This is a genomic window from Bacillus sp. N1(2025), from assembly GCF_053470005.1.
Genome location: NZ_JBLTJB010000007.1, coordinates 1 through 13,554, shown reverse-complemented (window position 1 = coordinate 13,554; position 13,554 = coordinate 1). Strand labels below are relative to the sequence as shown.

Genomic DNA, 13,554 nt, shown 5'->3' with positions numbered 1-13,554 from the left:
TTATCCCTTCTTTCTCATGCTGCTAATAAAGAAACCGTCTGTTCCGAAATAATGCGGAAGAATTTGAAGGCTTCCATCCTGAACAAAGGGTCTCGCCTTTTCAGGCAGCCGCTTTTCAAGAGACAAATCGGGTTCAAACTCAGGGTGTTCTTGTATAAACGCATGCATAACTTCTTCATTTTCTGTCCGGTCCATTGTACACGTACTGTATACGAGTGTGCCACCTTTTTTTACTAATGGGGCGATTTCCCTTAAAATGCCGAGCTGGATTTCTGACAGCCGTCTGCTGTCCTCCGGCGTCTTCGTATATTTCATATCGGGTTTTCTTCTGATGACGCCGAAACCTGAGCAAGGGGCATCAACGAGAATACGGTCAAACCGTTCTGCGCCAAAGGCCTCTCCCGCTTTCCGCGCATCCATCGTTTGTGCGTCGATGATCGTAAGTCCGAGCCGTTCTGCGCCCTCTTTAATCAGCTTCACTTTATGGCGGTGAAGATCAAGCGATGTGAGGCTCCCCTCGTTCTCCATCAGTTCCGCAATGTGAGCCGACTTTCCGCCCGGTGCGGCGCATGCGTCTAAAACGGTTTCGCCCGGCTTCGGGTCCAGCGCCCGCGCGACAAGCATTGAGCTTTCATCCTGTATGGATACCCGGCCGTTTTGGAAAAATGCCGTGTTCGCGATGCTTCCTTTTAAAAGCTTAATCGCATCAGGAGAAAGGTCTCCGGCTTCCGCTTCCAGACCGGCATTCTCCATCTCATTCAGCACCGTTTCCCTGTCGCTCTTTATGTGATTGACACGGAGCGTCTGCTTCGGCGGAATGAGATGAATCCGGCAGATCTTTTCAGCCGCCTCAAAGCCGTACGCCTCGACCCACTCTTTTACGAGCCATTCGGGATGGCTTGTCTCTGTGGAAAGACGGAGAACCGGGTCTTCAATTTCAGCGAATGACGGCGCCCCCTCACGCTGCAGGGAGCGGAGGATGCCGTTGACAAAGGACGCAATGCCCTTATGCCCGCGTTTTTTGGCGATTTCAACCGCTTCATGGATGGCGGCGCGATCCGGAATTTTTTCTAAATACTCCATTTGATACGCGGACAGACGAAGCAGCTGAATCACCCACGGCTTCACCTTATTCGGCTTGCGGATAAAAGGCTTCAGCATAAAGTCTAAGGCGATTTTATTTTGCAGCGTTCCGTAGACAAGCTCTGTCAGCAGCCCTCTGTCCTGATCGCTGAGCGTGTTCGTTTTGATAACCGATGTAAGAAGCAGGTTGCTGTATGCCTGATTTTGCTCAAGCTTCTCAAGCGCTTCAAGGGCGAGCTCCCGGACATTATTTTTCTTCATTTGCTTCTCCTAACACGTCACCGGGCTGCACATTTTTGCCCCTTACAAAATCTTCGCCCTTCATCCGTTTTTTTCCCGCCGGCTGCAGCTCTGTGATTAAAAGGGCGGTGCTGTTACCTGATGCGACGACAATGCCGTTTTGCTCCGTGCGGATGACTGTTCCGGGCGCAGCTTCAGTTTTTGCCGCAACTTTTTCAGAAGCCCATACTTTAATATTTTGACCGTTCAAAGTTGTATAGGCGACAGGCCAAGGGTTTAAACCTCTGATCTGGTTGTAAATCTCTTCTCCGGGCTTTGCCCAATCAATCCGCTCCTGCTCACGCTTAATGTTAGGCGCGTAAGTCGCTTTTGATTCGTCCTGTTTGATCGGTTTAATATTTCCGGATATGACGTTCGGAACGGTCTCTGACAAAAGCTTTGCCCCCGCTATGCTTAATTTGTCGTGAAGCGTGCCGACGTTATCCGCTTCATCAATTTCCACTTCGATTTTAGAAATCATATCGCCCGCATCAAGCTTTTCAACCATATACATGATCGTTACGCCCGTTTTCTTCTTGCCTTGGAGAATCGAATAATGTATCGGCGCTCCGCCTCTTAATTCAGGCAATAGTGACGCGTGTACGTTGATACAGCCGTATTTCGGGCCGTCCAGCAGCTGCTTGGGCAGGATCTGTCCGAATGCCGCCGTAACAATCAGGTCCGGCTTCAGGCTGAGCACTTTTTCTATTTCTTCTTCGAGCCTTACTTTTTCGGGCTGAAGCACGGGAATGCCGTGACGTTCAGCTTCAGCCTTTACAGGAGGGGGCGTCATGATTTTTTTTCTGCCTTTCGGGCGGTCAGGCTGCGTAACGACACCAATCACTTCATACCCGTCTTCAATAAGCGTGCGCAGGACGGGAACTGAAAAGTCGGGCGTTCCCATAAAAACGATCCTTGTCATCCAATCATCCTTCCATTTCTGCCAGTTCTTCTTCAGTGTAGTAAGCCGTAATTTTTGATGTGAATAAAATGCCGTCTAAATGATCCATTTCATGCTGAACGGCTCTGGCCAAAAAACCCTCCGCTTCTAAAATAAACGGTTTTCCTTTACGGTCGTGGGCTTTTACCTTTACGTAATCCGGGCGGGTGACATCGCCGTAAACCCCGGGAAAGCTTAAGCAGCCCTCGACTCCGGTCTGTTCACCGCTCTTTTCAAGAATAACCGGATTTACAAGGTCGATCCGGCCGCTTTCTTCACCGATGTCCACGACGGCCGCTCTTTTTAAAATGCCGATTTGCGGCGCGGCGAGGCCGACGCCATCCATTTCGAGCATCGTATCGTACATATCGTCAAGCAGTTTTTTTAATTTTTTATCAAATACTGTCACTTCATCGGCAGGTGTTTCCAGAACCTCCGCCGGGTGTGTGACGATTTTTTTCACAGCCAAAATTTTGCCCTCCAAAAACTAATGTTACATCAGCATGTACGGATTCATATCGATTGAAATCATTACATGCTTTTGCGCAATGTCGCGTTTATAGTGCTCCAGTATCTTTTTCAACTGAATCTGCAACTCGTTTTCCTGTCTGTATTTTATCACGCATTGATAGCGATATCTATCTTTGATCCTGGCGATCGGGGAAGCCGCCGGCCCGAGAATTTTCGTATCAGGCCCGCATCCCGCTCTTAAATAGTTTGTAATCTTTTCTGCGGTGACCGCGGCTTTTGCCGCTTCTTCATGAGAAACGGTCACCAGCGCCACGTAATAATAAGGCGGGTATGACTGGGCCCGTCTGTGCGCCATTTCCTGCTGAAAAAAAGTTTCATAGTCGTGCGTTTTCGTCAGCTGAATGCTGTAATGAGACGGTGTATACGTTTGAATGACCACCGTTCCCGGCTTTTCATGCCGCCCGGCCCGTCCGCTTACCTGCGTCAGCAGCTGGAATGTCTTCTCCGCGGCCCTGAAATCAGGGATGTGAAGCGTCGTATCTGCGCTTAATACTCCGACGAGCGTCACGTTCGGAAAATCAAGCCCTTTTGCGATCATTTGCGTACCGAGCAGGATATCCGCCTTCCCTTCACCGAACGCTGACAACAGTTTTTCATGGGCGCCTTTTCTTGAAGTGGTGTCCACATCCATCCTGATCACGCGCGCCTGAGGCAGCACTTTGGTAAGCTCCTCCTCCACACGCTGCGTGCCCGTGCCGAAAAAGCGGATATGTTCGCTGCCGCATTCCGGGCATGTTCCCGGGACAGGTTCCTCATGGCCGCAGTAATGGCATTTCAGCCTTTGTCCGTAGCGGTGATAAGTCATTGAAATGTCGCAATGCGGACATTGCGGCACATAACCGCAGTCCCGGCACATCACAAACGAGGAATACCCCCGTTTATTCAGGAAAAGGACAGCCTGCTCTTTTTTTGCAAGCTTCTCTTCCAGCTGTTCCATCAGCTCTCTTGAAAACATTGATCTGTTGCCGTTTCTCAGTTCTTCTCTCATATCAACGAGAGAAACGTCAGGCATGAGCTGGCGATTTACGCGATGTTTTAACGGTAGCAGCTCATAAACGCCTTTTTTCGCCCGCGCAAATGATTCCAATGTCGGGGTGGCGCTCCCGAGGACGACCGGACAGCTGTGATGCTCGGCCCGGCGGATGGCTACGTCCTTTGCATGATACCGCGGCATTTCCTCCTGCTTATAGGAAGATTCGTGCTCTTCATCAATAATGATCATGCCGAGATTTTCAAACGGGGCAAAGATGGCCGATCTGGCTCCGACGACAAGCCGGACTTCCTTGCGCTGAATCTTCCGCCATTCATCGTATTTTTCACCTGTGGATAACCCGCTGTGCATGACCGCAACCTGTGAGCCGAAGCGGCCTTTAAAACGGTTGACCATTTGCGGTGTCAACGAGATTTCCGGAACGAGCACGATGGCTTCTTGTCCTTTTGCCAGCACTTTTTCAATGGATTGCAGGTAAATTTCCGTCTTGCCGCTTCCCGTGACGCCGTGAAGCAGAAAAACGTGATGGACATGGTCGGCTACGGCTTGTTTAATCGGCTCAAAAGCGGCCTGCTGCTCTTCTGTAAGAGAGAGCGGCTCTGTTTTTTTGAACATTCTGTCCTGATAAGGATCGCGGTAAACCTCCTCAAAGCTTTCCGTAAGAAGCCCCTTTTTAAGAAGCGTTTTCAGCGTCGCGGAACTGGAATCGGTCTTTTTGCAAAGCTCGGCCGCGGAAATCTTTGCTCCCCCGCCGATAAAATAAGTAAGCACGGCGAGCTGTTTAGAAGCCTGCTTTGTCAATGAATCTGCGTGCCGGGCGAGTTCTTCTTTGTCTGCCCCCGCTTCGATCATGCGGATCATTTTTTTATTCGTTTTTTGGGCGACTTTATATGTGACATCAATGCTTCCTTTGCGCACGAATTTCTGAAGTGACGAAAGAATGCTTTCATCGGTAATATCCGAGTACAGAAGACTTTTTTGATTCCTGAAAAGCTGTTTGATGTCCGGTGTCAGCGCTTCTTCGTCAACGACTTTCAGCTCTTTCTCGTACTTCGCCTTCAGTGCGGCGGGCAGCATTGCCTGAAGCGCCGTGATTTTAAACGACAGCGTTTTGTCAGAAAGCCATGAAGACAGCTGCATCAGTTCCTCAGTCAGAACGGGCGTCAAATCAAGAAGCTTCTCGACTTCCTTCATTGAGCCGCCGTTTAATTCAGACGAATCTTTCAAACCGGTCACAAATCCTTGAAGCTTGCGCGGGCCAAACGGGACAATCACCCGCATGCCGACTTCGATCATCCCTTTTAAATGATCGGGAATTTTGTAATCAAAGGGTCTGTCAATGTTTTTGGAGCTGACATCGACAATGACTTCTGCTACATTCATACCGGTTTTCGGTCCTCGGCTTTCAAAGCGGTCATTTCCTTCAGCATTTCAAAGGAAACGTCAAGTTTAGACATAAGCGCAAGCTCCCGTTTTCTTCCGTCCCGGAAATAGAAGGTGACGACATTCGTATCCGTGCCAAATCCGGCCCCTTCCGCTTTCACATCATTCGCAACGATCATATCAAGGTTTTTCTGTTCGAGTTTTCTGCGCGCATAGCGTTCGACGTCTTGCGTTTCAGCCGCAAATCCGACCAGCAGCTGGTGTGTTTTCCGTTCGCCGAGTTCTTTCAGTATGTCTGCCGTACGGTTGAATTCGATCACGAGCGAACCGTCGTTCTTCTTCATTTTGTGATCAGAAACAGCCGCCGGCGTAAAATCGGCCACGGCCGCCGTCTTAATCACCATGTCGCATGAATCAAACACAGAAAGCACGGCTTCTCTCATATCGGCTGCCGATTGCACAGGAAGAAACTGATACAGTCCGACTGGCGGCTCTATTGACACCGGGCCTGAAATCAGCGTCACCCGCGCCCCGAGACGGACGGCGGCTTCAGCAGCGGCGTAGCCCATTTTGCCGGTGGATTTATTTGTGAAGAAGCGGACAGGGTCCACGGCTTCGCGCGTCGGACCGGCCGTAATGACAATATGTTTTCCTTTCAGCGGCGCATCGTCTTCAGGCTCCTTAAAATGCTCTCTGACACGCTCAACAATAAGCTCCGGCTCCTCCAGCCTTCCTTTGCCGACATATCCGCATGCCAAATAGCCTTCACTCGGCTCGATAAAGCGGACCCCGTCGTGATAAAGCACAGAGATGTTCCGTTTCACCGCCGGATGATCATACATATGGACATTCATCGCAGGCGCCACCCAGACCGGGGCCTCAGCCGCCAGCACCGTCGTTGTGAGCATATCGTCAGCAATTCCGTTGGCAAGCTTGCCGATGATATTTGCCGTAGCGGGCGCGACAATAATTAAATCCGCCCAGTCAGCGGCATCAATATGAGAAATCACCTTCGGATTTTGTTCATTAAATGTATCTGTATACACTTCATTCCGGCTCAGCGCCTGAAATGTCAGCGGAGAAACAAACTCACGCGCGGACTCAGTCATAATCACTTTGACGTTTGCGCCGGCCTGAACCAGCTTGCTCGTGAGTGCGGAAGCTTTATAAACGGCAATTCCTCCGCTTACGCATAGCAGAATGTTTCGGTTTTTCATGAAGTCTTCTCCCCTTTATGAAAGCATTGGACAAATCCCAAACGGAAAAAAATAACAACCTATGTAGAGATAGGTTGCTACGTGTGCTTGTTATTCGCTGTCTTCTCTTTCAAACGAAAGCAGGCCCGCGTCAATTTCTTCTAAAGCTTTGCCTACATATTTGTGAGAAATGGTATGTTCAATCTGCTGGTCTTTTTTGATCTGCATTTCACGCGCGCGTCTTGCAGACACGGTCACCAGCGTATATTTAGAATCTAATTTATTCATTAAAGAGTCAATTGACGGATCTAACATAAGTTATTCTACCTCCAGCATTTTCTTATATCTCGGAGCGACGCGTTCACGTTTTAAGTGCTCGGCGAGAACGATTGCGTTAATCTTATCGCAAGCCGTTTGGATATCGTCGTTTTCAACGACATAATCATACGCGTCCATCATTTCGATTTCAGCTTTTGCGGCATTCATTCTGTTTTCGATTAAATCGTCGGTTTCAGTCCCTCTTGTCACGATTCTGTTTTTCAGTTCAGAAAGACTCGGCGGCGCTAAGAAGATAAACAGGCCTTCCGGAAATGCATTCCGCACTTGGAGCGCGCCCTGCACTTCAATCTCTAAGAAGACGTCTTTTCCTTCTTGAAGCGTCTGTTCGACATAATCAACGGGCGTTCCGTAATAGTTGCCGACATATTCCGCCCACTCAAGCAGTTTGTTGTTTTCAATCATGCGTTCGAATTCATCTCTGGATTTAAAGAAATAATCGACGCCGTCGACCTCGCCCTCTCTCGGGTTTCTCGTCGTGACTGAAATTGAGTATTCAAATTTCGTGTCCTGTTGTGAAAATATTGCTTGCCGAACCGTTCCTTTTCCAACTCCGGAGGGACCTGAGAGAACGATTAATAACCCTCTTTCTTTCATGCGGCAATTACCCCTGCCCTTCATCCATAATTTCTTCTTTCACAGAAAGTCTGTGTGCAACTGTCTCAGGCTGGACGGCAGATAAGATAATGTGATCACTATCCATGACGACAACTGCACGGGTTCTTCGTCCGTATGTAGCGTCTATTAGCATTCCGCGGTCTCTTGCATCCTGGATCATTCGCTTTATTGGCGCAGACTCCGGGCTGACAATCGAAATCATCCGATTGGCGGAGATGATATTGCCAAATCCGATATTAATCAGTTTAATCGTCATCTTCTACGTTCCCCCTGTAAAATAGACGTCTCTAGTGTAACCTGAAGAGACCGTCTGTAAACAATACGCACAGTCGCTATTCTATATTTTGCACTTGTTCCTTCAATTTTTCAATAGAACTTTTCATTTCAACGACAAGCTTTGTGATTTGATGATCATTGGCTTTTGAGCCGATCGTGTTCGCTTCCCGGTTAAGCTCCTGAACAAGGAAATCAAGTTTGCGGCCGACTGCCCCGCCTTCTTTTAATATATCACGGAATTGAACAAAATGGCTCTTCAATCTGGTAATTTCTTCCGTAATATCAGAACGGTCGGCGAAAATGGCGCATTCCGTGATCAGCCTGCTTTCGTCGAGTGCGTCCTCCGTCCATTCCTTCATTCGGGCGTAAAGACGCTCGCGGTATTGAATAACAACGGCCGAAGCGCGCTCTTTCACCTGTTCGGACAGCGTCTCAAGCCGCTCAATGTGCAGAAAGCAGTCTTCCGCCAAAAGCCGTCCTTCTTTTTCCCTCATGTCACAAAGTTCCTTTACAGCCAGCTCAGCGGCTTCCCTGATGACTTCTTCAAGCTTGTCATCACGCATCTGTTCTTCGTGTATCTGCGCAATATGTTCAAATTTAAAGAAATCCATTGCATCGGGTTCTGCCGCCAGGCTGTAGCGCTCTTTCATGACGCGTGCGGCGCTCACATATTCATCAAGGAGCTCCCAATCGATGTTCAGGCTTCTTTTTATGAGCGCGTCACTGTTTACAGTGAGAAACAGCTCTACTCTTCCGCGCTGTATATGCTGCAATATCGTTTGTTTCAGCTTATCCTCTACATATAGCAAAGGCCGTGGCAGGCGGGCGTTCACTTCTTTGAACCGGTAATTGACGGATTTCAATTCAACGGTTGCCGAGAGATCGCCTTTTGTGCTGCTTGCGCTGCCGAAGCCTGTCATACTCCGTATCATATGAAACACCCAATTCTTTCCCGTTATCAAAATAAAAGGGCAATAGACATGCTATTACCCCTAAGATTATATCATATGGAATTATTTTTTTCTTGTCAAAAGTGAACCCGCCAGCAAAAAAGTAGGTATGCCCGACATACCGATAATCAGCATCCAATCGCCCGGCGTAATCGGCACTGTTTTGAAAATCGGCTGCAGCGGCGGATAATAGATGACGATGACCATCAGGAAGATAGAAGAAATGATGGCGCCGAGCAGATAGATATTTTCAAACGGATTCCGGGAGAAAACAGACGTTTCGCTCCGGCAGTCAAACACGTGTATAAGCTGAGCCAGGACAAGAGTCGCGAATGCAACGGTCTGTGCGTAGGGCAGATTTTCAGGATTGCGGTGATAGACGATGATAAACGCTAAAATGGTTGCGGCTCCGATTAAAAACCCTCTTGATACGACTTTCCAGCCCAGTTTTCGCGCAAACACTCCTTCTTTCGGATGCCGCGGCTTCCGCCTCATCAGATCTCCTTCCGGCTGATCCATACCGAGGGCCATCGCCGGCAGCCCGTCAGTGACTAAGTTCACCCACAATATCTGAATCGGAACGAGCGGCAGCGGCAGAGCGAGAAGCATCGCAAACAGCATCACTAAAATTTCACCGACGTTGGAGGCGAGCAAATACCGGACGAATTTTCTTATATTTTCATAGATATTCCGTCCCTCTTTTATGGCTGATTTAATCGTAGCAAAGTTATCATCTACCAGAATGAGAGAAGAGGCTTCCTTTGCCACATCGGTTCCCGTCACGCCCATGGCAACACCGATATCTGCCTGCTTTATGGCCGGCGCGTCATTAACCCCGTCTCCCGTCATGGCGACGACGTGTCCGTTTTCCTGGAACGCTTTGACGATTTTCAATTTATGTTCAGGCGACACGCGTGCGAAGACGTAGACATCATCGACCGTTTCGATAAGTTCTTTCTCCGTAAGCTCATTCAGCGTCTTGCCGTCCATCACACGCCCCTTTTTCGGAAGAAGACGCAAATCTTTTGCAATGGCCTTTGCCGTTTCGACGTGATCCCCTGTGATCATAACCGTTTTAATGCCGGCTTCACGGCATTCTTTAATCGCCTGTCTGACCTCCGGACGGGGCGGATCAATCATGCCTGACAAGCCGAGCATCGTCAGATTTTTTTCCGCCTGCTCCATTGTCGGCTTTTCTCCGGGCTTAAGCGGTTTATAAGCAATCGCGATCGTACGCAAAGCTTGCGACGCCAGCTCTTTCAGAACCGCTTCCGTTTCTGCTTTCTTTTCTCCTGAAAATGGCGCGCTTCTTGCGTCGTACATCAGATGTGACGAGCGGTCAATCAGCACATCGGGCGCTCCTTTAGTGATGACGAACTGCTTTTTTTCCTTATCCTCTACAATGACGGTCATCATTTTGCGGACGGAGTCAAACGGAAACTCGGCAACCACGCGGTATTGCCCGCTGAGCCAATCGTTTGAATAGCCGCCCTTTCTTGCAGCCGTCAGCAGCGCTCCTTCTGTCGGATCGCCGTCGAGTACATAATGGCCGTCTTTCAGTGCGATTTCGGATGTGTTGCACAACGCGCCGAAAACCAGCATCTGTTCAAGAATCTTCTCATCTTTCGGCTTGATTTCCCGCTCATCTCGGGTGAAAACTCCCTCCGGCTCATAGCCGATGCCTGACACTTTAAATGTTTTTCCCCCTGACCACATATGGGTGACGGTCATTTTGTTTTGTGTCAGCGTGCCGGTTTTATCAGAACAAATGACAGAGGCGCAGCCCAATGTTTCAACCGCCGGGAGCTTTCTGACAATTGATTTTTGTTTGATCATGCGCTGGACACCGATTGATAATGCCACCGTAACAATGGCGGGAAGCCCTTCCGGAATCGCGGCGACGGCCAATGACACCCCGGCCAAAAACATGCTGTAAAGCTCATGTCCCTGTAAGACGCCGACTGCAACGACCAATACCGTTAAAAGGAGCGCGACGATAATTAAAATTTTGCCGAGCTCTTCAAGCCTTCGCTGCAGCGGTGTTGAAAGGCTGCCGGCGGATTCCAGCATATCGGCGATTTTCCCCATTGCCGTATTCATTCCTGTACCGACGACGACGCCGATACCGCTGCCGCGCGTTACGATCGTACCCATAAACGCCATATTGCTGATGTCGCCTAACGAAACATCCGGCTTTCTCAGTTTATCAGCTTGTTTAACCACCGGAATTGATTCCCCGGTCAGCGCCGATTCCTCAATTTCAAGGCTTTTCGCTTCAACGATCCGCACATCCGCGCCAATCCGGTCGCCGCTTGAAAATTTCATGATATCGCCGGGAACGAGCTCCTTGGACTGAATTTTCTTCCAGCTCCCGTCCCGCAACGCTGACACATACGGCGTTGACAGCTCTTTTAATGCGTGTAAAGACTTTTCCGCCCGCCGCTCTTGAAAAAAACCGAGAACCCCATTGACAAATACAATCGCCATAATCGCTACGGCATCTACATATTCGCCTAAAAACCCGGATATTAAGGTTGCCGCCAGCAGCACGAGCACCATAAAATCTTTAAATTGGGCGAAAAACACGGCGATCGCCGGTGTCCTCTTGCCCTCCTGAAGCTCGTTCGGTCCGTGCTTTTCAAGGCGTTTTTTCACCTCTTTTTCGGTCAACCCCTGTTTAATGGACGTATTTGTTGCTTTCAGCAAATCGGTTTGTCCCATTTCATGAAACTTCATTCTTCTCGTCCACTCCCCTGCCTCGCTTTAGAGATGTCACTCTGTAAACAAGCTTATTCTGACTCGTCCCTTTTCATGCTATAATTATCGAATGCAGGAAGAAGGAAAGGGTGTTTTATATGTCTTTTGATGGCATGTTTACATACGGAATGACACATGAATTAAACAGCCGGATTGCCGGAGGCCGGATCACGAGAGTCCATCAGCCTTTTAAGCACGATGTGATATTCCATATCCGCGCTAACGGAAAAAACCATAAATTATTATTATCGGCGCATCCGAGCTATTCACGGGTGCACATGACGAATCAGGCCTATGAAAATCCGAGCGAGCCGCCGATGTTTTGTACGCTGCTCAGAAAGCATATAGAAGGCGGATTTATTGAGAAAATAGAACAGGCCGGATTAGACCGGATTATGATATTCCGCATAAAAAGCAGAAATGAAATCGGCGACGAAACCGTAAGAACGCTGTATGTTGAAATTATGGGGCGGCACAGCAATATTATCCTGACTGACGGAGAAGGAGCCATCATCGACGGGCTGAAACATTTATCTCCGTCGATGAACAGCTACCGGACCGTTCTGCCGGGCTATGATTACAAGCTTCCTCCCGCTCAGGAAAAAATTTCGCCGCTCGCCGCGGACGAAGAAGACGTTTTGCGTTATCTCAGTTTTCAGGAAGGACGGCTTGACCAGCAGATCGTCAGACATTTCTCCGGTGTTTCTCCGCTGTTTGCAAAAGAAGCCGTTCACAGAGCGGGTCTCGCTAACAAAATAACGCTGCCGAAGACGCTGATTGAAATGTTCCATGCCGTGAAAGATTGCAGGTTTACACCAAACATTACAACAGCCGGCGGAAAGGAATACTTTTATCTCCTGTCTCTCACACATGTAAACGGAGAGGAGCGCACCTTTCACTCACTGAGTGAGCTGTTGGACCGGTTTTATTTCGGCAAGGCGGAACGCGACCGCGTCAAACAGCAGGCTCAGGATCTCGAGCGGTTTGTCGCAAATGAACGGAAAAAGAACGCCAATAAGATAAAAAAGCTGGAAAAGACGCTCGACTACTCAGAGAACGCGAAGGAATTCCAGCTATACGGCGAACTGCTGACGGCGAATTTGTATATGCTGAAAAAAGGTGACAAAGAAGCGGAAGTCATCAATTATTATGATGAAGAAAGTAAAACAGTGACCATCCCTTTAAATCCGAATAAAACACCGTCAGAAAACGCGCAGATGTATTTTACAAAGTATCAAAAGGCGAAGAATTCCGTCGAGGTGGTAAAAGAACAGATCCGTCTGGCCGAGGAGGAAATCGCTTATTTCGATCAGCTGATCCAGCAGCTCTCCTCCGCCTCCACAAAGGATATTCACGAAATAAGGGAAGAGCTTGTGGAAGGCAAATATCTGCGACCGAAACAGCAGCGAGGACAGAAAAAGCAGAAGCAGCACGTTCCTGTTTTGGAGCAATATGAATCTTCACGGGGATTGACGATTCTTGTCGGCAAAAACAATAAACAAAATGAATACTTAACGACAAAAGCTGCCGCAAGGGATGATTTATGGTTCCACACGAAAGACATTCCGGGTTCCCACGTTGTGATTAAAAGCAGCGATCCGGATGAACAATCCATACTGGAGGCGGCTGCGATCGCCGCTTATTTTTCCAAGGCGAAAGATTCCGGCTCCGTTCCCGTTGATTATACAAAAATCAGACACGTGAAAAAGCCAAACGGCGCAAAGCCCGGATTTGTCACCTATGACAGCCAGCATACCGTATTTGTCACACCTGATGCCGACCTTGTCATACGGCTGAAAAAATAAACGCACCTCCAAGCTGAAACCCGCACTCAGCTTGGAGGTGTTTTTTATTACTTATAAACGGTGACGAAACTCTCCCAGCCGTCAGAACCGATCTTTACAGTATCTGATCAGTTTCCCGTCATGTCTGCCTGATCCGCCGGGGCCGTCTCTGATTAAAACGGTCACACCTGATTTGGCGGCGGATACTGTCACCTTCCCTCGCCGAACCTGAGCACATCCGGGCGGGTCTCTGACCTTTCCTTTGTATGCGGGCGGAATCCAGGCGGCATCGGGACCAGATACATATTCCGCGTCACTTCGCAATCCTGACCGCTTGTCGGCATATAACATTCAAACTGCCCGCTTTCGTTTTGAATTGTTCACATTCGGGGACTGTCAGGACAGTATAAAAAATACCCTGCCTGATGAC

General features: G+C 48.9%; 12 protein-coding genes. 1 reads left to right on the top strand and 11 read right to left on the bottom strand.

Annotated features, from left to right (window positions below):
* The 10 genes from rsmB to ACNFN4_RS15455 form a co-directional block, all read right to left on the bottom strand.
* Complete coding sequence (gene rsmB / locus ACNFN4_RS15500; protein ID WP_448200290.1) at positions 1–1,344, bottom strand: 16S rRNA (cytosine(967)-C(5))-methyltransferase RsmB; 1,344 nt, start codon at positions 1,342–1,344, stop codon at positions 1–3.
* A complete protein-coding gene (gene fmt, locus ACNFN4_RS15495) occupies positions 1,331–2,284 on the bottom strand; it encodes a methionyl-tRNA formyltransferase (RefSeq protein ID WP_182072704.1) in 954 nt (317 codons plus the stop codon). The genes rsmB and fmt overlap by 14 nt, the downstream gene beginning before the upstream one ends.
* Positions 2,285–2,288: 4 nt before the next feature.
* A complete protein-coding gene (gene def / locus ACNFN4_RS15490; RefSeq protein ID WP_029325903.1) occupies positions 2,289–2,771 on the bottom strand; it encodes a peptide deformylase in 483 nt (160 codons plus the stop codon).
* A 24-nt stretch (positions 2,772–2,795) separates the two neighbouring features.
* Positions 2,796–5,207, bottom strand: coding sequence for a primosomal protein N' (gene priA / locus ACNFN4_RS15485; RefSeq protein ID WP_039063083.1), 2,412 nt, complete (start codon positions 5,205–5,207; stop codon positions 2,796–2,798).
* Entirely contained in the window at positions 5,204–6,424 is a 1,221-nt protein-coding gene (gene coaBC / locus ACNFN4_RS15480; RefSeq protein WP_021493703.1) for a bifunctional phosphopantothenoylcysteine decarboxylase/phosphopantothenate--cysteine ligase CoaBC, read from the bottom strand. Before coaBC ends, priA begins: the two co-directional genes overlap by 4 nt.
* 90 nt (positions 6,425–6,514) lie before the next feature.
* Positions 6,515–6,718, bottom strand: coding sequence for a DNA-directed RNA polymerase subunit omega (gene rpoZ, locus ACNFN4_RS15475; protein ID WP_003154346.1), 204 nt, complete (start codon positions 6,716–6,718; stop codon positions 6,515–6,517).
* Between the two features lie 3 nt (positions 6,719–6,721).
* On the bottom strand, positions 6,722–7,336 hold the full coding sequence (gene gmk, locus ACNFN4_RS15470; protein ID WP_003154347.1) for a guanylate kinase: 615 nt from the start codon (positions 7,334–7,336) through the stop codon (positions 6,722–6,724).
* A gap of 7 nt (positions 7,337–7,343) precedes the next feature.
* Positions 7,344–7,613: an extracellular matrix/biofilm regulator RemA gene (gene remA / locus ACNFN4_RS15465; protein ID WP_003154355.1), complete on the bottom strand. Its 270-nt coding sequence runs from the start codon at positions 7,611–7,613 to the stop codon at positions 7,344–7,346.
* Between the two features lie 76 nt (positions 7,614–7,689).
* A complete protein-coding gene (locus ACNFN4_RS15460) occupies positions 7,690–8,565 on the bottom strand; it encodes a YicC/YloC family endoribonuclease (protein ID WP_014417740.1) in 876 nt (291 codons plus the stop codon).
* An 81-nt stretch (positions 8,566–8,646) separates the two neighbouring features.
* Positions 8,647–11,319 (bottom strand): calcium-translocating P-type ATPase, SERCA-type, encoded by a 2,673-nt coding sequence (locus ACNFN4_RS15455; protein ID WP_022553363.1) that lies wholly within the window; start codon positions 11,317–11,319, stop codon positions 8,647–8,649.
* A 119-nt stretch (positions 11,320–11,438) separates the two neighbouring features.
* On the opposite strand from ACNFN4_RS15455, the gene ACNFN4_RS15450 reads away from it, so the two are divergent.
* Positions 11,439–13,145, top strand: a complete 1,707-nt coding sequence (locus ACNFN4_RS15450) for an Rqc2 family fibronectin-binding protein (RefSeq protein WP_014417738.1) — start codon at positions 11,439–11,441, stop codon at positions 13,143–13,145.
* 81 nt (positions 13,146–13,226) lie between these two features.
* Here the strand turns inward: ACNFN4_RS15450 and ACNFN4_RS15445 are convergent, their stop codons facing one another.
* Positions 13,227–13,475 (bottom strand): hypothetical protein, encoded by a 249-nt coding sequence (locus ACNFN4_RS15445; protein ID WP_014417737.1) that lies wholly within the window; start codon positions 13,473–13,475, stop codon positions 13,227–13,229.
* Positions 13,476–13,554 lie beyond the last annotated feature (79 nt).